Source organism: Pontibacter sp. GD7 (assembly GCF_058216375.1).
Genome location: NZ_JBYZMP010000003.1, coordinates 23,401 through 43,890, shown reverse-complemented (window position 1 = coordinate 43,890; position 20,490 = coordinate 23,401). Strand labels below are relative to the sequence as shown.

At 46.1% G+C, this 20,490-nt stretch carries 23 protein-coding genes; 17 read left to right on the top strand and 6 right to left on the bottom strand.

Going from position 1 to position 20,490, the window contains the following annotated elements; all coding sequences use genetic code 11:
• Positions 1-115: 115 nt before the first annotated feature.
• The 3 genes from AC4BAP_RS05750 to AC4BAP_RS05740 all read left to right on the top strand — a co-directional run bounded on the left by AC4BAP_RS05750 (position 116) and on the right by AC4BAP_RS05740 (position 2,007).
• Complete coding sequence (locus tag AC4BAP_RS05750; RefSeq protein WP_490581666.1) at positions 116-352, top strand: hypothetical protein; 237 nt, start codon at positions 116-118, stop codon at positions 350-352.
• The gene (locus tag AC4BAP_RS05745) at positions 334-639 is read left to right on the top strand and encodes a type II toxin-antitoxin system RelE/ParE family toxin (protein WP_490581665.1); all 306 of its coding nucleotides are present in this window, start codon (positions 334-336) and stop codon (positions 637-639) included. Before AC4BAP_RS05750 ends, AC4BAP_RS05745 begins: the two co-directional genes overlap by 19 nt.
• 330 nt (positions 640-969) lie before the next feature.
• The gene (locus AC4BAP_RS05740; protein ID WP_490581664.1) at positions 970-2,007 is read left to right on the top strand and encodes a hypothetical protein; all 1,038 of its coding nucleotides are present in this window, start codon (positions 970-972) and stop codon (positions 2,005-2,007) included.
• Positions 2,008-2,048: 41 nt separating this feature from the next.
• Here the strand turns inward: AC4BAP_RS05740 and AC4BAP_RS05735 are convergent, their stop codons facing one another.
• The 4 genes from AC4BAP_RS05735 to AC4BAP_RS05720 form a co-directional block, all read right to left on the bottom strand.
• Positions 2,049-3,098, bottom strand: a complete 1,050-nt coding sequence (locus AC4BAP_RS05735) for a serine hydrolase domain-containing protein (RefSeq protein ID WP_490581663.1) — start codon at positions 3,096-3,098, stop codon at positions 2,049-2,051.
• 75 nt (positions 3,099-3,173) lie between these two features.
• Positions 3,174-3,950, bottom strand: a complete 777-nt coding sequence (locus tag AC4BAP_RS05730) for a TIGR02757 family protein (RefSeq protein ID WP_490581662.1) — start codon at positions 3,948-3,950, stop codon at positions 3,174-3,176.
• A gap of 267 nt (positions 3,951-4,217) precedes the next feature.
• On the bottom strand, positions 4,218-5,192 hold the full coding sequence (locus AC4BAP_RS05725) for a DPBB and LysM peptidoglycan-binding domain-containing protein (protein WP_490581661.1): 975 nt from the start codon (positions 5,190-5,192) through the stop codon (positions 4,218-4,220).
• Between the two features lie 19 nt (positions 5,193-5,211).
• On the bottom strand, positions 5,212-5,982 hold the full coding sequence (locus AC4BAP_RS05720) for a DUF4905 domain-containing protein (protein ID WP_490581660.1): 771 nt from the start codon (positions 5,980-5,982) through the stop codon (positions 5,212-5,214).
• Positions 5,983-6,080: 98 nt separating this feature from the next.
• On the opposite strand from AC4BAP_RS05720, the gene AC4BAP_RS05715 reads away from it, so the two are divergent.
• From AC4BAP_RS05715 to AC4BAP_RS05690, 6 genes are all read left to right on the top strand, one after another.
• A complete protein-coding gene (locus tag AC4BAP_RS05715; protein ID WP_490581659.1) occupies positions 6,081-7,430 on the top strand; it encodes an NfeD family protein in 1,350 nt (449 codons plus the stop codon).
• Between the two features lie 239 nt (positions 7,431-7,669).
• The gene (locus AC4BAP_RS05710; protein ID WP_490581658.1) at positions 7,670-8,011 is read left to right on the top strand and encodes a hypothetical protein; all 342 of its coding nucleotides are present in this window, start codon (positions 7,670-7,672) and stop codon (positions 8,009-8,011) included.
• A gap of 67 nt (positions 8,012-8,078) precedes the next feature.
• Positions 8,079-8,420, top strand: coding sequence for a hypothetical protein (locus AC4BAP_RS05705; RefSeq protein WP_490581657.1), 342 nt, complete (start codon positions 8,079-8,081; stop codon positions 8,418-8,420).
• Between the two features lie 72 nt (positions 8,421-8,492).
• Positions 8,493-9,200, top strand: coding sequence for a DNA alkylation repair protein (locus AC4BAP_RS05700; protein ID WP_490581656.1), 708 nt, complete (start codon positions 8,493-8,495; stop codon positions 9,198-9,200).
• A 54-nt stretch (positions 9,201-9,254) separates the two neighbouring features.
• A complete protein-coding gene (kdsB, locus tag AC4BAP_RS05695) occupies positions 9,255-9,986 on the top strand; it encodes a 3-deoxy-manno-octulosonate cytidylyltransferase (protein ID WP_490581655.1) in 732 nt (243 codons plus the stop codon).
• Between the two features lie 66 nt (positions 9,987-10,052).
• Entirely contained in the window at positions 10,053-10,235 is a 183-nt protein-coding gene (locus AC4BAP_RS05690) for a hypothetical protein (RefSeq protein ID WP_490581654.1), read from the top strand.
• 115 nt (positions 10,236-10,350) lie between these two features.
• Here AC4BAP_RS05690 and AC4BAP_RS05685 read toward each other — a convergent pair whose 3' ends face one another.
• Positions 10,351-11,133, bottom strand: coding sequence for an SDR family NAD(P)-dependent oxidoreductase (locus AC4BAP_RS05685; protein WP_490581653.1), 783 nt, complete (start codon positions 11,131-11,133; stop codon positions 10,351-10,353).
• A gap of 850 nt (positions 11,134-11,983) precedes the next feature.
• Between AC4BAP_RS05685 and AC4BAP_RS05680 the strand changes: the two genes are divergently transcribed.
• From AC4BAP_RS05680 to AC4BAP_RS05655, 6 genes are all read left to right on the top strand, one after another.
• Positions 11,984-12,607: a hypothetical protein gene (locus AC4BAP_RS05680; RefSeq protein WP_490581652.1), complete on the top strand. Its 624-nt coding sequence runs from the start codon at positions 11,984-11,986 to the stop codon at positions 12,605-12,607.
• A gap of 7 nt (positions 12,608-12,614) precedes the next feature.
• Positions 12,615-12,923, top strand: a complete 309-nt coding sequence (locus tag AC4BAP_RS05675; RefSeq protein ID WP_490581651.1) for a winged helix-turn-helix domain-containing protein — start codon at positions 12,615-12,617, stop codon at positions 12,921-12,923.
• Positions 12,924-12,995: 72 nt separating this feature from the next.
• Positions 12,996-13,325 carry a potassium transporter KefB gene (locus tag AC4BAP_RS05670; RefSeq protein WP_490581650.1) on the top strand — a complete coding sequence of 110 codons (330 nt, stop codon included), beginning with the start codon at positions 12,996-12,998 and terminating at the stop codon, positions 13,323-13,325.
• A gap of 48 nt (positions 13,326-13,373) precedes the next feature.
• Positions 13,374-14,618, top strand: coding sequence for a hypothetical protein (locus AC4BAP_RS05665; RefSeq protein WP_490581649.1), 1,245 nt, complete (start codon positions 13,374-13,376; stop codon positions 14,616-14,618).
• An 82-nt stretch (positions 14,619-14,700) separates the two neighbouring features.
• Positions 14,701-14,991, top strand: coding sequence for a hypothetical protein (locus tag AC4BAP_RS05660; RefSeq protein ID WP_490581648.1), 291 nt, complete (start codon positions 14,701-14,703; stop codon positions 14,989-14,991).
• 242 nt (positions 14,992-15,233) lie between these two features.
• A complete protein-coding gene (locus AC4BAP_RS05655; RefSeq protein WP_490581647.1) occupies positions 15,234-15,839 on the top strand; it encodes a DoxX family protein in 606 nt (201 codons plus the stop codon).
• Positions 15,840-16,115: 276 nt separating this feature from the next.
• Here the strand turns inward: AC4BAP_RS05655 and hpf are convergent, their stop codons facing one another.
• The gene (gene hpf / locus AC4BAP_RS05650) at positions 16,116-16,424 is read right to left on the bottom strand and encodes a ribosome hibernation-promoting factor, HPF/YfiA family (protein ID WP_490581646.1); all 309 of its coding nucleotides are present in this window, start codon (positions 16,422-16,424) and stop codon (positions 16,116-16,118) included.
• Positions 16,425-16,627: 203 nt separating this feature from the next.
• Between hpf and AC4BAP_RS05645 the strand changes: the two genes are divergently transcribed.
• The gene (locus AC4BAP_RS05645) at positions 16,628-17,347 is read left to right on the top strand and encodes a hypothetical protein (protein WP_490581645.1); all 720 of its coding nucleotides are present in this window, start codon (positions 16,628-16,630) and stop codon (positions 17,345-17,347) included.
• Between the two features lie 495 nt (positions 17,348-17,842).
• On the top strand, positions 17,843-20,398 hold the full coding sequence (locus AC4BAP_RS05640) for a TonB-dependent receptor (protein WP_490581644.1): 2,556 nt from the start codon (positions 17,843-17,845) through the stop codon (positions 20,396-20,398).
• Positions 20,399-20,490: the final 92 nt, after the last annotated feature.

Genomic DNA, 20,490 nt, shown 5'->3' with positions numbered 1-20,490 from the left:
CAGAGGCCTCACCCATATCCTGTACTAACCGTTATGGCACATACAAATTGATTGAAAAAATCTTGAACTTCTTAAACTTATATTAAGTAAATTCAAGCAAGCAATCTTATACCTTATGGAAGCTAATAAATTAAAGAATATACTCATTCAGCGTATCCAATCAATAAACGATGAAGCTTTTTTAAATGCTCTCAAAGTACTCACAGACGCTAAAGTTGAAATTGACCAATATAGTCTTAGCCAATTCGAGAAAGAGAAAATAACTAAGGCAAGGCGCCAATACGCTAACGGAGAGGCCTATTCACAGGAAGAAGTAAAGCGAGATATTGATTCATGGCTAAAAAGCGCATAGTTTGGTCTAAAGAAGCTCGGCTTGACTTTAAAGCAACATTAGAATTCTACAATGAAAGAAATGGCAGCAATACTTATAGTCGAAAACTGGCTGACCAGATTTTTAATATAATTGAAAAGCTTCAATCCAATAACTTCTTAGGTATCAAGACTTCTGACTCAGAAGCGCGTGTTCTAATCAAAGGCACTTTCTCCATCTTCTACGAACTGAAAGAAGAAGAAATACTAGTATTAATAATCTGGGACTCCAGAAGGAATCCTGATGAGCTGAAAAAGTACCTCCCCTAACCCTACACAGACTCCATCCTCGGCTACGCCTCATTCGTAGCCTGTACAAATCCGTTATACAATCCCCCCACAAATCCGCACCAACCAACCCAAGAGCCTAATTTGGCTTAATTACTAAATGTGGGCACATGTCTCCAGCCATTTATTCGATGGTTAGTAACTTTAAGCATACCTCCCTATAGGGTAACAACTGAGAATTATGCCCAGGCATTGTACGATTAAAGCACAAGGGGATAGATCATCAAACAAAAGTACCCCACATCACAGTATACTTAACCTGATATCCACTAAATTTGCTTCTGGTTTATACTTCAATTAATTACCTCCCAAGTGCTTAAACATCTACTCCCATTTCTTTTTATACTTGCCACTTTTCAAGGCTTTAGTCAGACTACAAACGTTAGCACAGGTCCGGAGCCAATTGGAGGTGCCAGTAAAGTGGTGCTGCCGTTTTACAAGATCAGGTTTAGCCCTGAGCAAAGAGCCATACTCGGGCAGCAGGAGATTGAACTGATCTTTGCTGTGGACGAGCAGGGTATGGCAACACTGGAGGATGTACAGGGTGTTACGGATCAGGCCATACTTGATAGTATACATGTTGCCGCAACCAAGGTGCCCGCCTTTAACCCAAGAGTGACCAACGGCACAAGAGAAAGCTCGTTGTTCTTTCTAAAGTTTCAGTTACCAGCTTATGGTACCCAGCAAAGCCTGAGCAGGCAACAGCTATACTTCCCGAACAGTTTTACAAAGGCTGGCCTTGATGATTTTGAATACATCCATAAGTCCGGCCAACGCCTGGACATGCTGATCGGGATTGTGGGGAATGGCTTTATCGGAAAGCCTGGAGATTATCTTTTCCCGGGTGGCGGCATGAAACTGGACCTGCTGTATACTGGAAGCAAAAATTATGGTGGCGGCATGATCATGGGCATTTACGGCAATGAACTAAAGCAAAAGTATCCGATCAACTCTGGCAGGGAGCACAACAGCGCACCACCTACTTTTTTGCTTGGTGCAGGCATTAGCAAGTTTTTAAAGGTAAAGGACAGGCATGAACTGATGGCGCAGCTGGAATTGTGCTATGCTGTACAAAATATCACCCCCAAGTTAGATTATAATGACGAGGATTGGGTACAGCTGCAAGGTTTCAGCCCGGGTCTGGTCATCAACTATCTTGTCAAGCTCGGAAAAGACAAGGCTGCTTATGCCTATGGTACTCCTTCTATCTTTAGCAATTACATAAACATACACGGCGCTGTGCGACCCGTGGTCTTTAACCTGAAGGAGGCTACAGGTATTATGCTGGAGGCGGGAGTATCTTATCGCCTAGGCATCCATACGGTTGATGAGTATCGCCTGAAACAGTAGACTCCTCCTAAGAGGTTTTTCAGATCAATCAACAACTGCTTTCACCTTGTCAGCTCCGGCAGCTTTTTTATAAGCCCTGACTCCAGTCTTGTTTCCGGGAACTGCTGCAATATATCCACTAATGCGCCAGTCAGGTATGGGTTGTCGGCAAAGTTTGTAAAGCAAGCCACCAACACCTGCCGCTCCGGAATACGAACGACCAGGTTACTAAAGCCGCAGGTATTACCCGTATGGAACATCTCCGGGATACCCTTGCTGCTGGTATCGAAGAACCAACCCATGCCATAACGCAAATGTGCGTTGTTACAAACAGGGGCGCTTATACTTTGTAGTGAGTCCCGTAGATCATACTTATCCTGGTGTGCCAGCGCCAGATGCCATTTCAGGTAATCCCATACAGAAGTATAAATACAGCCATCCCCTTTGGTGGCGCTGCATACACTTTGGTCGGAAAGTATAAATTGGTCACTCTCATGAGCTGCGTATCCCATGGCGCGGTTTGGTATTGGCTTACCTTTTTCATAAAGTATGGTATGGTGCATACCGATCTGTGCAAAAATGTATTCATCCAGAAAATCAGCGTAAGCCATTCCCGTTACCTGCTCTATTACCAAAGCAAGCAGCACATAGCCGGTGTTGCTGTACCGAAACTGTGCTCCAGGCCTGAATAGAAGACTACGCTGTTCCGAAGTAATTTCCAGAACCTCCTTGTCAGTTACCTGTTCCTTCCGGTTGCCAGACACAAACGCTTCGTAATCAGGCAACCCGGAAGTATGGGTAATAAGGTGTTGCAGTGTAACCTCCGGACAAAGTGCATGCAACTTAGGGAAGAAGTGATAAAGCAGATCGCTGTACTGCAGCTTGCCTTCCTGTTGCAGTAGCTGCACTCCCATGGCGGTAAATTGCTTCGAAACAGAGGCCAGTCTAAAGTTTGTGTTGCCGTTCATACTTTGGCCCTGCCCTATTACGGCCATACCCGTATAGCCTTCATATAGCACCTCTCCGCCTTTAGCCACCAGCAAGACCGCACCTGCCTTATCATCGGCATAACACTCTCTTAAATGTGCATCCAGGGCTTTAGCTAAATTCATAAAACTCGTTTGTGAGCATCAGACAAGTAGACACAAAGTATAAGCCAGGCCCAATACTTAACATAATAAAACAACTCAAAACTTCTCCTCTACTCCCAGCCCAAACAGCGCATAATCATACTTTACCGGATCAGTCGGGTCGAAGGTTCTAAGGTGGTCGGTTAGTTCTTCCGCGGTTTGCCAGTCCATACCTTTGCGGGTTATCAGACCTAGTTTTCGCGCCACGCGCTCCACGTGCACATCGCAGGGGCAAACCAGGTCTGCAGGTTTCATTTTCTCCCAAATGCCAAAATCTACCCCATTATTATCCTGGCGCACCATCCAGCGCAGGTACATGTTCATGCGTTTGCAGGCCGATTTACGTGCCGGTGTAGAGATGTGCTTTTTAGTACGGTGTGGTGCATCTTCCAGGCTAAATACCAGATCATGGAAATATTCCAGCCTGTCTTTCTGGTACCTGATCTCGTTATGCACGCCGGTAAAAGCAGTCTCCAGGCTTTCGTGCTGGCTGTAGTACCATCTAAAAAAGTGGATCAGGTAAAGTAGGTCAGTGTCGTTAAAAGTACGGTGTTTAAAGCCCAGAAAGCGTGTCAGGTCCTGTTCCTGGTGGTTTAGTATAAAATCGTGCGGAGCGTTGTCCATCAGGTTCATCAGCTTTATGCAGTTGTTGATGATGGTTTTGCGCTGCCCCCAGGCAAGTATAGAAGCAAAAAAGCCGCTGATCTCTATGTCCTGCTTTTTAGTGAAACGGTGAGGTATAGAAACCGGGTCGTTTGGTATAAAGTTGGGCTGGTTATACTTCTCCACCCTGTCGTCCAGTAAGGCTTTTATAGCTGCAAAGTCTTGTTTCATGTGGTAAAGTACGGAGGTTTTTGGAATTGTTTACCTCCCCCTGCCCCCTCCTAAAAACAGGAGGGGGTAATTCAAATTGTTAAGGTCTACCTTATGTAGATCAATTCTTGATTGCCATGTCTTTAAGTTAGAATATATAGTTATACCTTATTGCACTTAATAAAAGTACCCCCTCCTGTTTTTAGGAGGGGGCAGGGGGAGGTAAAAAAAAGCGCCTGCCAGATAGAACATCCAGCAGGCGCCTTACTTATACTTCTTTCCCAAACCTTACGGCATATAAGAAACCTCTACTCTAAATTTCTGATCCACGGCCCCAAGCTTCTGATATGCTTTCTTAGAGATTCGCACGATCACTTTCTCATTGGCACCAGTGTCTGGCAGCTTACCAATTACACGCACATATACTACCTGCCCGTTCATGGCATTTTTAACCTGCATAATGGTGCCAACCGGGGCCGACTTGTGCAGCGCCAGGTATTTGTTTGTGTCAGCCTTCGGGTCGATCATCTCGGCCATGCCGCTCTCCACCATTTTCTTTACCCCGGATGCAGCATTTTCACTTTCAGCAGCTTCCTCTGCACGCTCATTGGCTGCCACTGGGGCGGTTGGTGTACTGGTTACAGTAGAGGCAGTAGTTGTGCCAGATGATGAGGCCGTTTCTATTGGCTTGGCCTTTGTCGTTATTTCATCGTCTGGCTCCGGCGTATACACAGGCTTCTTGGTAGGTGTTGCCATTCCCTTGCCTACGATCAGCTCGGTACCAACGCTGATATTATTATCTTTCAGGCTGTTCCATTGTTTAATATCCTCAACACTTACATTGTGCTGGCGCGAGATAGAGTATAGGGTCTGCTTTGGCTCTACGGTATGCAGTTTGTTACCTGAGTTGTTTACTGTGTAGGTGCGGTTACTGGCGGCTGGGGCAGCAGGAGTAGTTTTAGCAGCAGATGCCACTACTGCTGTTGAGGAGGCACTGTAGCGGCGCGGGATCAACACAATCTCTCCTATCTTAATAGCAGACTGCACATGCGGATTGGCCTCCACGATCTGGGCTACCGGTATATTATACTTCCTCGACAAAGCATACAGTGTTTCTTTTGGCTCAACTTTATGCTGCACAAACAGCTTTCCGTTTTTGCGCTCTACACCAACCGAATCACGAACAGCGGTAACCCCAAGGGCACTCGCCGAAAGAGAAAGCAAAGGAGCTACAACAAGTGTAACTATTAAAGATCGAACCATGGCTAAAAATTGTACTAAGCTAAAATCCGTATACCTGCAAAACCTGCTTATCCAGCAGCAGGTATAACCGGAGGTTAAAGATAAAAAAAGTATCTGAACCAATGCCACTTAAACCGCTGCCAAGTTTAACTTTCAGCTGCAAATTACCCTCCAAGTCATATACTTCCACAAAATTATCCAAGTGGCCGGCAGCTGTTGGGGTATAATAACTAACAATGATATATTGGTCAGTTTCAGCATATTCTATCCCTTTAACCGGCTCCTGCCCTGCCTGCGCCCTGATAAATTGGCTTACATCGTTAAAGTATGGCTCACCCTCTAAGTATAACACTGGAAATATGGCATCGGCATAACGCGCCGGGTTAAAGTCTGCCACCAGCTTAGCAGCCTCTTGTTGTGCTATGCCGGTACGCAGCAAGTTGCCAGTTTCAGGATCTAGCAGCATCAGTGCTTCTTCCGGGCTGTCGGCAGTATAGGCCAGCAGGCCCCCTTCCGCCAAACCGTAGAAAGCCAGCGCCTCCGTCTCCCAGCTTTGCTCACCGGAACTGGCATGTATTGCGCTTATGCCTTTGTGCTGCCCTGTTTTGCGGTCGCCGTAGCCGTGCAGGTACAGCATGCCCTGTTGCGCATCCTCCAGCCCCTGCCACCAGGCTTTCGATGGATTCAGGTCAAGTTTGCGGAGGGTGAACGCCTCTGTAGCCAAAGTATAAAAATGAGCCAGCAGCAGGTCAGCGTCCCGCACCTCTACTGCCAGCTGCTTACACGCCGTATCGATGCGGATACGCCACACAGGCGCCTGAAAATCGTATGAAAAGAGTAAGGGAAGTATATCCTTGTGTTTTTTTGTTATCTTATTGCCAGATTGTACCTCAACCGGCCCCCTAAATTATGAAAACCTATCCAAAGCATTGGTATACCACAGTTGTTTGCCTGCTCTGTCTGTTACTGAGCCCTAACCTGCTTTTTGCCCAAAAAGCCAAGCCAAAGGTGTTTGTGATGGAGATAAAGTCAGAGATTGACCCTCGCACAAACCGCTATACCGAACTGGCCTTAGACGAAGCCACGGAGATCGGCGCCGATCATGTGCTGCTTATACTTGACACTTTTGGCGGCGCATTACAGGATGCCGACGAGATCCGTACCCGCATTTTAGAGTACCCTAAGCCGGTATATGTTTTCATTAACAAAGATGCCGCTTCGGCTGGTGCGCTTATTTCATTGGCCTGCGACAGCATTTACATGGCACCTGGCGCCAACATAGGTGCCGCCACCGTAGTAGGTGCCGACGGCGAGGCTGCTCCCGGCAAATACCAAAGCTACATGCGCTCCATCATGCGTTCCACTGCCGAGGCAAATGGCCGTAACCCGCGCATGGCCGAGGCTATGGTAGAGGCCAGTGTAGACAGCACTCTATCAGCAGGGCAGGTATTGACCCTGACAGCAACGGAAGCGGTAAAGTATGGCTTCTGCGATGGGATTGCCACCAATGTAGAAGGCGTGTTGGAAGAGCTAAACCTTTCGAATGCAGAACTGGTGTACTTTCAGCTTAGCACATCCAACAGGATCATTTCCTTTTTCCTGAACCCCTTTATCAGCGGCATACTTTTGCTCATTATTATAGGCGGTTTATACTTTGAGCTGCAGACACCGGGGGTTGGTTTTCCGTTAGCGGCGGCAGTTGTGGCTGGCGTGCTTTACCTGGTGCCTTATTACCTGAACGGACTGGCAGAGAACTGGGAGATCCTGCTATTTGGAGTGGGCATTATACTTATTCTGCTGGAGGTTTTCGTGATACCCGGATTCGGCGTGGCCGGCATCAGCGGCATTATACTGGCGATCGGGTCACTGATTCTGATCATGGTCAATAACCAGAACTTTGATTTCACCTTCGTGCCATCCGACCACCTGATGCAAAGCCTGATCTCAGTGGTGATTGGTATGGTAGGTGCCGCTGTGTTTATTGCCCTCTCCTGGAACAGGCTGGTTAGCAGCCGCGCCATGAATCGGTTGGTGCTGCATAACACGTTCCAGAGCAACGAGGGTTACCGCTCTGCCAACGCTGCCGAGCACCTGATAGGCAAAACCGGTGTCGCCCACACCCGCATGATGCCCAACGGACGTGTAATGATTGATGACATGCTGTACGACGCACAGGCCCGTGACGGCTTTATCGAAAAAGGCGACCCAGTGCAGGTAATTGATCAGAGTACTTTCTCGCTTAGAGTGAAAAAAGTGTGATTTGGAGGTTGGTTATTAGTTGTTGGTTACTGGAAGTTGGACATCGCCTTTTATACTTATCAGCTTTTTTTACTTGAGAAGCCTTCATAGACACTGCCTATGGATTGTTGGTGATAACACCAACAATGGCGGGTAAATATAATTTGGAGGTTAGTTTTAGCTGTTGAATACCAGAATCAAATTCATAATTCATAATTCATAATTCATAATTCATAATTCATAATTCATAATTCATAAAAATGAAACTAGCACCCTTAGCCCTTACCATCTTAACTGCCTTTACCATGACAGCCTGCCAAACCACATCGGAATCAGAGAACGGAGCTATAACCACGGAGGCCACCCTTTTATGGTCTGGTGAGATTGCGGCTGATGGCTGTGGCTTTGAAATTGAGATTGACGGGAAAAAATATCTCCCTGAAAATGAAGAAGCCATACCTGCGCAGTTTAAAGACGCTGAAAGCTCTGAGGTAAAACTGACCTACCTGCCCCTGGAGAATCAGATTGACCGCCGTTGCGGCATGATTCCGGAGCCAAGGGTAATGGATGCCGTAAAGGTTATTGCGGTAACAGCCTTATAAATATAGTTGCAGTGCCATGCAACCCCACCCAGCTCCCAAGGCTCTTAACAGTAAAGAGGACAATGTTATGGGAAGACTCCTGAAAGGATGCATGTTGCTGTTAATTGCAGGTAGCCTGAGCAGCTGCGAAACACAAGATGAAGATTGCTACACCACAGAAACCGTTGATGGTATTATCAAGTGGTCCGGAGACTATGCCGTTGACGGCTGCGGCTACTTTTTAATGGTCGGGGAAAAAGAATTTAAGCCAACAAACGAAACAGCCATTCCAGACACTTATAAGGCAGGAGGTTGGGAAGGCACACAGGTAGAAGCCAGGATCTTAAATTATCAGAAGCAGATTTCGGCCGGTTGCCAATTACCTTACCAAACAAATGCCGCCAAAATTCTGGAAATACGTAAAAGGTAACACCTGTTTACTTGCTTAAACAGCAGGGCCGAAGTATATTGGGACAATACTTCGGCCCGCTTTTTTATACCTATGACCACACCCGAGATAATGCAGCAGCTTGCCAGCCTTGGCAACGAGAACACCAAAAAGGTCTTGATGAAACATGGCGCGCAAGAGCCCTTTTTTGGCGTAAAAGTTGGCGACCTGAAACCCATCCAGAAAAAGATAAAGAAGAACCATGCATTAGCCCTGGAGCTTTTCGATACAGGTAACTCGGATGCCATGTACCTGGCCGGGCTTATCGCCGACGAAAAGGCAATGACTAAAGAAGATTTGCAGCGCTGGGCCGAGCAGGCGTATTGGTACATGCTGAGCGAGTACACCGTGGCCTGGATTGCAGCCGAAAGCAAGTGTGGCTTTGAGCTTGCCAAAGAGTGGATCAAATCTGATAATGAACGGATCGCAACAGCCGGCTGGGCTACTTTATCGAACCTCGGAAGTATAAAACAAGACGAAGAACTGGACCTTGACTACCTGAGCCAGCAACTTGACTTTGTAAAAGAAAACATCCACAGCAGCCCTAATAGGGTGCGCCATACTATGAACGGCTTTGTGATTGCCATGGGCGGCTTTGTGCCCTCCCTCACGGCAAAAGCTAAAGAAGTAGCTGATGCCATTGGCAAGGTTGAAGTATACATGGGAGGCACTTCCTGCAAAACACCGGAGGCGCTGCCCTACATCAAAAAAATAGAGAGTATGGGCAGGCTGGGTAAGAAAAAGAAAACCTGCCGCTGCTAAAATGCCGGCACTTACGTACCTTTGGCAAGTATAAAATCATCACAACACCAAACTATGAAAGTACTCGGAATCATACCTGCACGCTATGCCAGCACCCGTTTCCCGGGCAAACCCTTAACCGATATCAACGGCAAAACCATGATACAGCGGGTATACGAGCAGGCTAAAAGTTCTGACCTGTCCGAGGTTTTGGTAGCCACCGACGACCAACGCATTTTTGAGCACGTGCAGGGTTTTGGGGGAAAGGCTGTGATGACAGGTGAACACCACCAGAGCGGTACAGACCGTTGCTTTGAGGCGTACCAGCAGTATAATCAGCCCTTCGAGTACATCATCAACATACAGGGCGACGAGCCTTTCATCAAACCGGAGCAGATCAACCTGGTAGCATCTTGTTTCCAGAACCCGCAAACGCAATTAGCAACACTCATCAAAAAGATCGAATCGCCGGAGGAACTGTTCAACGTGAACTCCCCAAAGGTGGTGATCAATAAAAGTGGCGAGGCTTTATACTTCAGCCGCCAGCCAATACCTTATTGCCGCAACGTACCCAACGACATCTGGCACCGCCAGCATACTTACTACAAGCACATCGGCATCTACGGCTACCGCACCGACATCCTAGAGCAGATCACACAACTTCCGCCTTCAAACCTTGAACTAGCCGAATCGCTGGAGCAGTTGCGCTGGCTGGAGCACGGCTTCAAAATAGCCACCGCCATCACCGAATTCGAAACCATCGGCATTGATACGCCTGAGGATCTGGAGAGAGTAAGGCAATTTTGAATGAGTGGGTGAGTGAATTGTTGATTGCTGATTGCTGAATGGTTTAATTGTTAAATTGTTTGGAACATGCCGCAAGTTTTCAACTTGTGGTTTAACATGACGCCAGTTTGCAACTGGCTTTCTGCGAGAGCAGAAAAAATACCTGGTAAGAATTTATACTTTGCAGGTTTATACTTCATCTACATCGACAAACCATTAAGTATAGCGCAAGCCATTGTAGCTCCTGCTTTTTCAAAGCAGAGCAGTTGAAAACTGCTGTCATTATTAACCACAAGTTACGCTTCGCTAAACTTGCGGTATGAGCATAACAATCAAACCGTTCAACAATTAACAATCAACAATCAACAATCAGTAATTCAAGCAACTACTTATAGATCATCTTCACGGTCATGCCGCCGTCTATGGTTATACTTTGGCCTGTGATGAAACCGGCTTTGTCGGAGCACAGGAACAGGGCTGCCTCGGCAATGTCTTCGGGGGTGCCAACTCTGCCGACTGGGTGCTGTTCTTTATCTTCTTTGCTGTGCTGCGGTTTGTAGTGCTGGCTCTTTTTCTGCCACTCTCCTGTTTCGATCCAGCCCGGTGCAATGGCATTCACACGTATCCTGACATCGGTCAGGCTAATAGCCAGTGAGTGGGTGAGCGCCTCCAGAGCCCCTTTAGAAGCTGAGTAGGCAAAGGTATTCGGCTCTGACATAAAAGCACGTGTACTACTGATATTAAGTATGGCCGGATGCTCGGCTTTGAGTAAAAGAGGCAAACCATACTTAGCACTCAATACCGCACCCCGCAGGTTCACTGCCATTATCCTGTCGAAAGCAGACATAAGCATTTCCTCCAGACTTCCCATAAAAGGGTCAGCGATACCTGCATTGTTAATCAGCGCATCCAGTTTGCTACACTTCTCCCCCACCTCATCCATCAGGGCAACAACCTCATGCTCTTCACTGATGTCGCAGCGTATAAAGTCTACCTGTTGTTTCTCCTCTTTTAACCGCTGCACTGCCTCTCTGCCGGCTTCATCATCAGCATCGGTTATCACCACCCTGGCCCCTGCCTTTGCAAATGCCTGCGCCATGCCCAGTCCAATGCCTTGAGCGCCGCCTGTTATCAGTATTACCTTGTCTTTATAGTATAGATTTTGCATGTTATGCTGTAATTAAAAGTTATATACCTTACTTAACTGCGATTACTTAATCCCACTTTCAAAGTCAGGTTGTTTTATTCTATTTTTTATTTCAACCTGTAAGGATCTTCGTGTCTGGGAGAAGAAGCTTAACCTCCGGAAGTAGTGTCACTCTCCCTTTCACAAGTTTCCCAGAGTCAAGTTCGGGATTAAAACTTATCAGAATGACAGACGTTTTTTCACTTCTTTATTAGAACTTAACGATCCTGCCCTCCTGAGAGTGGAATTTCTAATAACTGTATTTTTATGCTTTCGAAGAAAGCCAGTTGCAAACTGGCATCATGTTAAACCACAAGTTACCACTACGTTCAAACTTGCGGTATTCAATCAAAGAAAATAACTAATTGCTTTTACCTACAAGTTTACCTCCCCTGAGGGGCAGGGTCGTTTCATTCTAAGAATAATTGTCCCCTTGAGGACAACCTAAAGCGTGAGCTTTAGAGTTGCGAGCAATGCTCTACAGGGGTGTATAGCAAGTTGAAAGGGCCTTTCGTAAAAAACTAACACCCCTCTGTGACCTATGGTCGCAAGTTTCAAACTCACGTTTTCACTTGTCCTCAAGGGGAGAATTGATACCTTGCTATATTAAAAGCCAAGGTGCAAATATTTAGAACTTAACTGCCCCACCTCCGTGGAGGGGCTAAGGATTTGTAATTCCCAACCATTCCTAACTCGCAACTTAGGTTACTGTTCATCAAGTTAAAGGTTTATTTCCGGCAGGTTACTCTACAAAAAATCTGAAAAATAATTTACCTAAGTACTTGACTTTCCGTAAAGCATAATTAACTTTGAAACTCAAAGTACTTTATCTATGAACCAACAGCAAGAACAACTGGCAACCCTGCACGAGATCCGGAACATCATGGACCGCTCTTCCAGGTTTATTTCGCTTAGCGGGCTTTCGGGCATTGCGGCGGGTGTGGTAGCACTGGCTGGTGCGGCTGTTACCAAATGGTACCTGGTGCAGCAGGGCGTATCCTACCGCAATGATTACAGCCTGGGACTCTCCGGAGACTCCATACTTTTTATGCTGGCTGTAGCCGCTATGGTGCTGATACTTGCTGTGGGTGTGGCCTTACACTTTACCATGCGCAGGGCACGCAAAAACAACCTCCGCATCTGGGACAAGCAATCAAAACGCCTGGTGCTGAACATGGCTATACCCCTGGCGACTGGCGGGATATTTTGTGCCGCGCTTCTGTACCATGGGCTAATTTACCTGGTTGCTCCGGCTATGCTGGTGTTTTATGGTCTGTCGCTGATAAACGGCAGCAAGTATACCTTAGGCGATATTCGTTACCTGGGCATCAGTGAGGTGGCGCTTGGCCTGTTGTCCTGCTTCTTTATCGGCTACGGCCTGCTGTCCTGGACTATAGGTTTCGGTGTGCTGCACATAGTGTATGGCACCATCATGTACTTTAAATACGAACGCTAGGCACTCCGTGAAAGAATACCTGGAACATATAAACAAGGCTTTCGAAAGCAGGGCCAGACTGGGCATTATGTCGGTGCTGATGGTGGAAGACAAAGTAGATTTTAATACCCTTAAAGAAACCTTGCAATTAACCGACGGCAACCTGGCCAGCCATTTACGGGCACTGGAGGAAGCCGAATACCTGCGCGTGGAGAAGCAGTTTGTAGGCCGCAAGCCAAATACTACCTACCACGCCACTGAGGCAGGCAAAACAGCTTTCCAGGAGCACCTGGACGCGCTGGAGCAGTTAATTTTGAACAACAGAAAAGACGCATAATTTTTTTGACTTTATACTTTGAAACTCAAAGTACTTTAACCAAAATCACTTTAAAATTCAAAAATCTAAACAATGGCACAGGAAAACGAAATCCAAGATCACCACACAGTTTCCTTGATTAAACCGATGCTGGCAGGCGCCTGCATCGCGTTGTTTGCGATCTCATTCTTTGTTTTCGGGGTAGATGCGCCTCGTCCGGAATGGGGAAAGTTCTGGATGGTAAGACCCTTGATCATCACGCCTTTAGCCGGTGCTGCGGGTGGCGCCTTCTATGCATTCATGGAATATCAGAGTAACCGCGGTTTTAACAGGACACTGGCAGTTATCCTGAGCATAGTGGTGTACTTGGTTGGGCTATGGTTGGGCTTCGTGTTGGGCCTGGATGGTACCTTGTGGGATTAAACGGCACATGCAAGTATAAATCATACAAACGACTCAAAGTATAAAACCATGAGAGATCTCATACTTTCGAACATGCAGAACCCCAGGCAGCTAGAGAAGCTGTACCGGGAAAATAAAGCTGGCTTTAAACAGGAGTTCAGCGGTATTTACCCGGAACTAAGCGGCAGTATACTTGCTGATTTCTGGCACGAAAGACTGACTTACGAAACCGACGAAATTTCGTGGGGCACCAACAAAGAACTGCTTTTCGTGATAATTGTGTCTTTGGTAGCCGGGTTCATTGCCAAACTACCGGGCTTCTTCCCTATCAGCGAAGAGTTCTTTTACTCACGCAACATCAGTTTCATCGTGTTTCCGGCGCTTCTCTCCTACTTTGCCTGGAAGTATAAATTACCGGTTTACCAGCTGGCACTGCTTCTGGTGGTTATGGGCATTTGCCTGTTTTACATAAATCTTTTGCCAGCAGACAACAACAGTGATACCCTGATACTGGCCTGTATACACCTGCCCTTGCTGCTCTGGATTGTACTTGGAGCTGCCTTTACCGGCCAGCAATGGCAAAACCACAACAAGCGCCTGGATTACCTGAAGTATAACGGTGAGCTTGTGGTAATCACGACCCTTATTCTTATCTCGGGGGCTATACTTTCCGGTGTTACCGTTGCGCTTTTCTCGCTGATAGGCCTGCGTATCGAAACGTTTTACCTGGAGAACATTGTGGTTTTCGGCCTTGCGGCAGCACCGGTTGTGGGCACTTTTCTTAACCAAACCAACCCGCAACTGGTAAATAAGGTATCGCCGGTTATTGCGCGCATTTTCAGTCCGTTGGTTTTGGTAACCCTGGTTGTTTACCTTATCGCAACTGTATTTTCGGCCAAAGACCCTTACACCGACAGGGATTTTCTGATACTGTTTAACCTGCTACTGATCGGGGTGATGGCCATTGTATTTTTCTCTGTGGCAGAGGCTTCCAGAGGCCCTAAGATCACGTCCCGCAACTGGATCCTGCTTTTGCTGGCCACTGTAACAGTGCTTGTTAACGGCATTGCCTTATCCGCTATCCTGTTCCGCATCTCAGAATGGGGCATCACCCCTAACCGACTGGCCGTAATGGGCGGTAACATCCTGATCCTAATCAATTTACTTATTGTAACTATAGAGCTTTACAAGTGTGTTACCGGCACCTCCGGCACAGACAAAGTTGGGCAACGCATAGCCGCATACTTACCCTTGTATGGCATCTGGGCCGCGGTGGTTCTGTTTCTATTTCCGCTTCTTTTCGGCTTCAGGTAAGCTTAATCACTGTTAAGGCAGGCCTTGTAGTACAACACAAAATATTTTATCAGATTATATAAAACTTTAAAAACCCATTACCATGATCACACAAAACAAAAGACTGACACTTATTATACTTGCCGTTCCGATGTTGTTGCTCATACCATTTTTCGGAACCCTTTTTACAGATGAAGTAGACTGGAGCCCCTCCGATTTTATAATAATGGGCACATTACTGCTCGGCACAGGCCTGTTGGTTGAGCTTGTACTGCGTAAAGTACACAAAATGGATTACCGTGTCGCCTTTATTCTGGCTATACTGGTTATATTCCTTATCATCTGGGCAGAGCTGGCAGTGGGCGTATTCGGAAGTCTTTTTGCTGGGAGTTAGGTCTAATTCCTGATGCGGCGCATAGCTGCAGTACCTTTCTGATGATCAGGCGATTTGATCTGAGCACCAGCGCTGCATCAGCCCTATGTAGGTTTTTCAAAAATTCATTTTAAGAGTGTAAGCATATGAGCATAGCCTCCAGATTAGACAACCTTCATCTTCAGGCTAGAAGCAACAAATGGCTTTGGTATTTTGCGATATTCTGTCGGGTTGCATTGGCTGCCGGTTTTATTCCTTCGGGTATGGTAAAGATTTTGGGAGAACGGTTCACATCTTTGGCTGTGAGTCACCCCATGGGCAATTATTTAGAAGCCATTTACCATACCGGTTACTACTATACTGTAATTGGTGTATTGCAGGTAACGGCGGCAATTCTACTGTTAATCCCGCGTACTGCCATTCTGGGTGCCCTAATTTATTTCCCGATAATTCTAAACATCTGTATCTTGTCCCTGGCTGTCCGGTTTGATGGCTCGCTTTTTACTTCGCCGCTAATGGTGTTGGCTAATTTGTATCTGCTATGCTGGTACTTTCACAAATGGAAATTTATACTTCCTTTTTACCATGCCGAGGAGTACCAAACCTTGCCAAAGCGCAAAGACCTTAAAAACGACTTCCCGTTTAAATTCTTTAGTGCAGTATCCTTAACTTTTATACTTGTAGTAACGGCCGTAACACAAGGGTACGAACTTTTGCCGCGCAACACATTATCAGAGTGTCAATCGCAGTGCGCAGACAGCGATAATCCGCAGGCTTGCTACGAGTTTTGCGATGCGATACATGTAGCAGGCCAACCGCTCGACAAAAGCCTGGACTCCTATTACAATGCGGTAAAAAAAGCTCCTTAAAATTTAAGGTAAAACTTGGCGATTTCCGGATACCATTAGCTATTCAAAGCCGGGTGTACTATTGAAGTATGAAAGTCGCAAACGAGGGTCTCAGGGTAACTCCGCTTCTGGGTTTATACTTTGAAAAAACCTGGTGTAAATCCGGAGGCGAAAGATCTGGATATATGCTTTGTCTGCTCCGGGACTATTCTTTTAATGTATAAATTTTGTTGACCATACTTTAAACAAAACAAGCGCTACCTAATGGCAGCGCTTGTTTTGTTTAGTACTTTGATGTTATTTATGCTTCTGCAACTGCTTTACCAGTTTATCTTCCACGTGCTTTAGCTGTTCGTACCAGTTGCCGCCCTGGTCTTCGGCAAAAACATCGTTGCCAGGTATCCCCACGCGCATACTTACCTTCTTTGAATTCGTAGACTGGTTGGCTTCTTCTTTAAAGTATACATCCACGGAGTCTATCTTTTTAGAATAGCGCCGTAGTTTGTCTATGGTGTTGCGCACATGCTGCTGAATATCATCCGATATCGAAATATCCACTGCCTGTACATCCAGGCGAATGCCTTCGTAGTTTTCTGTATAGTTCATATAGCTTAGTTTGAGTATCTGAATAAAAGGTGCACCTGCACACCTTAAAATTGTAAGCCATATTAACGAAATGTGGTTGTTTTGGTTAAACCGGTATCCGCAATGTTCAAAGTATAGCCAATTAGAATTGAAGGAAGATAATAAACCTGAGCCGCTTGTATTTTCGTTATAAGCACATATGTTAACCTTAAAGTTGGAGGCTTATGAACACCCTTCCCATCAACTGGCTAACCGAAGGTCTGATAGATTTTGAATACAAAAAATACCTGCTGCTGGCATACCTGCAGCAGGCTAAGCGAGAGTTTGGGCAACAACGCCTATACCCGGTCTTCTCCGACCTGATCATGCATTACCGCAACTTGGTACAGGTAAAAGAGCACAAGAAACTGGTGTATGAGTCATTCCCGAAACGCATCAGCCGGGCCGATTTTGAAAAGCTGGAGCTGGTGTATGAAAAGATCGTGGAAGACGATGAAACCATGCAGCAGATCGAGGATATCGTACAATACGCTTCGCCTTTGTTTGGAGAGGCCGTGGAGTCCGGAAAAGAACTCTATGACTTTGTGGAACGGCACCTCGAGATAAGCCCTGTGGGCATTACCCCGATCTACCATAACGAGGGCTACCTGTTCCTGGACGTTTACCCGGGCAAAGAAACGCAGGTGTATGTTTACCGCATCACGGTTTTTGAGAATACTTATGAGAAGTACCGTGGCATAAACACGCAGCACCTGCAAACCGTGCGCCGTGGCCTGGCACAAACCCACGAAAACCTGAAGGCGCAGCTCGTACGTCAGAACCAGGACCTGCCCAATCCGGCTACATTCGTGATCGTATCCAAAATACCCGTACCACTGGAGCACTCGCTGCTGCCAATTGCCAAGCGGTCGTTGGTAAAGTATGTCGCTAAACTGGCCGCTTAGAACTGGGCTAATGCCGAATTTCCAGTCAAAGAAAGAATAGCCACCATCACATTATACTTTTGCCTGTGCACAGACCCAATTTACAACTCTGTGTACAGGCTTGTTTTAAGTAGCCAATCATCCAGATTTGAAATTCATTACCTGCTTAAGCCAGGCTGTGTGGCATTGCAAATCTGTATACACCCAGCCAAAAAATCCAGTAAAGACACACCATAACACTGCATAGTTGCACCGCGCGCTAAATTAAACCAGGCTTTAACCCAGTTTGCCTTGAATGGTTAATTAAACCCGATAAAATACCTGTATTTACCTATTAACCGCTTATCGGTTAGTTATGCCTTTCTATATAGAAATGCTTTGCTTTGGTATATTCTGTTTTAGCATCTCACAAAAGCGGTTTTACTTTGTATGGTAAGGTGGTGAAAAGCCCCTAATCTATTTAATATGAGTAAAAATCTATACACTATCTACAGATCATCTTTTCCTAGTAAGACTATGAAGAAGCATGCATTACTACTGTTGCTCGGCCTGAGCACAGTACCCGCATTTGCACAGTCACCTGCTGGTCAGCAGGCACGGCCGGCACAGCAGCAAAGTGCTCCAATACCTGGCACTACGGCTCCTAAGGGCAATGCCAAAATAAGTGGTGTAATTTTAGATGCAGACACCAGGCAGCCCATCGAGTTCGCTACAGTGGCCCTTATCAGTGTGGCAACGGGCAAGCCGATAGACGGCACCATGGCCGATGAAAAAGGCAGGTTCTCAATAAACAAGGTAGGTGCCGGTAATTATAGACTTAATGTTTCTTTCCTTGGCTATCAGCTACAGACAATCGATAATGTAAATGTAGCATCCGATAATTCAGATGTGAATGTTGGCAGTGTATCTCTTGCCTCTGACACAAAGAAACTAAGCGAAGTGGTTATTACAGGTGAGAAGCCGCTGGTTGAGGAAAAAATTGACCGTACGGTATACAACGCAGAGAAAGATGTTACCAATGCCGGTGGTAATGCCGCTGATGTATTACAGAAAGTTCCTTCACTTACATTGGATAACGATGGCAACGTACAGTTGCGTGGCAGCTCTAACGTGCGTGTACTGATCAACAATAAGCCATCTGCGATAATGGCAGGCAATGTAGCCGACGCCCTGAAACAGATACCAGCCGACCAGATCAAGTCGGTAGAAGTGATCACCAGCCCGTCGGCAAAGTATGATGCTGAAGGTACTGCCGGTATCATTAACATTATTACAAAACGCGATGGTGGTTTACAAGGTGTTACAGGCGGCATAACATTAGCAGCCGGTAACCGTGGAAGTAACGCCAATGCCAGTTTAAACGTTCGCCGTGGCAAGCTCGGCGTAAATGGCACGTTTGGGGGTAACATGTTCTATAACAAAGGTAACATGACCAACACGATCATCACTTATGATGATCCTACTACTGCCAACAAAGACGAGTCATCTTATAGCTTCCAGGTTGGCCAGACACGACCTAGAGGTGCTTTTATGAACGGCCAGCTTGGCTTTGAATACGATCTTAATAAGCAAAACTTCTTATCTGGAGGTATTCGCACAAATGGAGGTGCCTTTAACCTTACTAACAACCAGGAGGTTTACGCAACAGCAACAACTGCAGAGATTGTAACCCAGGATTTCAACAACGATATAACCATGCGCAACAAACGCATTGGTACAGACTTTAACCTGGATTTTACGCATTATTTCAAAAACCAGGGCCAGGAGTTAGCTTTATTGTCATTATACTCTGTAACAAATACAGAAAATAAGATCACTCAGAACTTCTATAACGATGGTGAGGCTCCTTTTTCGAATACACGCAACTTCAACGACGGCGCAAACAAAGAGTTGACTTTCCAGGCTGACTACACGCATCCGTTTAAAAATAAAACAATGCTTGAAATCGGGGCCAAATCTATTTTCAGGGACGTGATCAGTGATGCAATTTACCGTACCTCGCTTCGTAGCCTACCTGAAAGTGTTAGCACTAATGATTTCTTTTATCAGCAGGATGTGTATGCCGCTTATATGACATACGGTTTTATGCTTAAGAAGAAGTTAAATGTAAAACTTGGTGGCCGGTATGAGTTTACGGATATTGATGCCGACCTGAAAGGAACCGTACAGGACTATACAACCGACTACGACAACTTTGTACCAAGTATAGCTTTATCTTACAGCTTAAAGAACAAGCACACATTCAAGGCCAACTTTACACAGCGTATCCAGCGTCCTTCGATGTTCTTCCTGAACCCTTACCGCCAGGCACAGACGTCAAACACCTATTTAGAGGGTAACCCTAAACTGGATGCAGAGCTTACTGACCTGTATGAACTTGGTTACAGCACCTTCTTCAAAACAACTTCTATCAACCTGACCGGTTACATGCGCCAGACTGACAATGCGATAGAGCCGTTTGCAACTATAATCACGGTTACTGAAGAGGATGGTTCTACGAGAGAGGCTACATTGCTAACTTTCCAAAACATCGCCAAAAACAAGACATACGGCATGAGCTTGTTCGGAAACACGAAGCCTACAAATAACTGGACAATCGGAGGCAATGCTAACATCTACTACGTTAACTTAAACAGCGCTTACATCAGCAACAGCGGCTGGCAGTATAATATCAATGCCAATACTTCTTACAATTTTGGTAAAGGTATAAGTGCTCAGTTCAATGGTGGATTTAACTCCCAGCGAATTCAGTTACTAGGTCGTTTTGCAGCATTCTCTTACCACAGTTTAGGAATCAAGAAAGAACTGTTCGATAAGAAAGGTGGTATTAGCTTAGGCCTGGACAACCCATTCCGTGAGAACATGCGCATGAAAAACGATGTGAACGCTCCTAAAACTCCTAGCAACCCAAGAGCTTACGAGCAACATGTTCGCATCAACAACTTTAACCGTGGGGTTCGCTTAAGCTTCAACTACAACTTTGGTAAAATGGAGCAGCAAAAGCCGCCACGCCGCAAAAAGTCTATCCGTAACGACGATGCCAAGCAAGGCGAAGGTAACGGAATCGGTTAATAACATTACACTACTACCTATCTTCTATCTATTACTTAGCCCCTCCTTAACCGGAGGGGCTTTTTTAAAGCACAAAAACTTTCACCCAGAAG

Excerpts from the sequence above, each read along its gene's own strand:
- AC4BAP_RS05735 (WP_490581663.1), bottom strand. The coding sequence starts at position 3,098 with ATGAATTTAGCTAAAGCCCTGGATGCACATTTAAGAGAGTGTTATGCC.
- AC4BAP_RS05680 (WP_490581652.1), top strand. The coding sequence starts at position 11,984 with ATGAACCAACAGCAAGAACAACTGGCAACCCTGCACGAGATCCGGAAC.
- AC4BAP_RS05690 (WP_490581654.1), top strand. The coding sequence starts at position 10,053 with ATGCCGCAAGTTTTCAACTTGTGGTTTAACATGACGCCAGTTTGCAAC.
- AC4BAP_RS05725 (WP_490581661.1), bottom strand. The coding sequence starts at position 5,192 with ATGGTTCGATCTTTAATAGTTACACTTGTTGTAGCTCCTTTGCTTTCT.
- AC4BAP_RS05685 (WP_490581653.1), bottom strand. The coding sequence starts at position 11,133 with ATGCAAAATCTATACTATAAAGACAAGGTAATACTGATAACAGGCGGC.
- AC4BAP_RS05715 (WP_490581659.1), top strand. The coding sequence starts at position 6,081 with ATGAAAACCTATCCAAAGCATTGGTATACCACAGTTGTTTGCCTGCTC.
- AC4BAP_RS05745 (WP_490581665.1), top strand. The coding sequence starts at position 334 with ATGGCTAAAAAGCGCATAGTTTGGTCTAAAGAAGCTCGGCTTGACTTT.
- AC4BAP_RS05655 (WP_490581647.1), top strand. The coding sequence starts at position 15,234 with ATGGTAAAGATTTTGGGAGAACGGTTCACATCTTTGGCTGTGAGTCAC.
- AC4BAP_RS05640 (WP_490581644.1), top strand. The coding sequence starts at position 17,843 with ATGAAGAAGCATGCATTACTACTGTTGCTCGGCCTGAGCACAGTACCC.
- AC4BAP_RS05700 (WP_490581656.1), top strand. The coding sequence starts at position 8,493 with ATGACCACACCCGAGATAATGCAGCAGCTTGCCAGCCTTGGCAACGAG.
- kdsB (WP_490581655.1), top strand. The coding sequence starts at position 9,255 with ATGAAAGTACTCGGAATCATACCTGCACGCTATGCCAGCACCCGTTTC.
- AC4BAP_RS05665 (WP_490581649.1), top strand. The coding sequence starts at position 13,374 with ATGAGAGATCTCATACTTTCGAACATGCAGAACCCCAGGCAGCTAGAG.
- AC4BAP_RS05710 (WP_490581658.1), top strand. The coding sequence starts at position 7,670 with ATGAAACTAGCACCCTTAGCCCTTACCATCTTAACTGCCTTTACCATG.
- AC4BAP_RS05660 (WP_490581648.1), top strand. The coding sequence starts at position 14,701 with ATGATCACACAAAACAAAAGACTGACACTTATTATACTTGCCGTTCCG.
- AC4BAP_RS05730 (WP_490581662.1), bottom strand. The coding sequence starts at position 3,950 with ATGAAACAAGACTTTGCAGCTATAAAAGCCTTACTGGACGACAGGGTG.
- AC4BAP_RS05645 (WP_490581645.1), top strand. The coding sequence starts at position 16,628 with ATGAACACCCTTCCCATCAACTGGCTAACCGAAGGTCTGATAGATTTT.
- AC4BAP_RS05670 (WP_490581650.1), top strand. The coding sequence starts at position 12,996 with ATGGCACAGGAAAACGAAATCCAAGATCACCACACAGTTTCCTTGATT.
- hpf (WP_490581646.1), bottom strand. The coding sequence starts at position 16,424 with ATGAACTATACAGAAAACTACGAAGGCATTCGCCTGGATGTACAGGCA.
- AC4BAP_RS05705 (WP_490581657.1), top strand. The coding sequence starts at position 8,079 with ATGGGAAGACTCCTGAAAGGATGCATGTTGCTGTTAATTGCAGGTAGC.
- AC4BAP_RS05750 (WP_490581666.1), top strand. The coding sequence starts at position 116 with ATGGAAGCTAATAAATTAAAGAATATACTCATTCAGCGTATCCAATCA.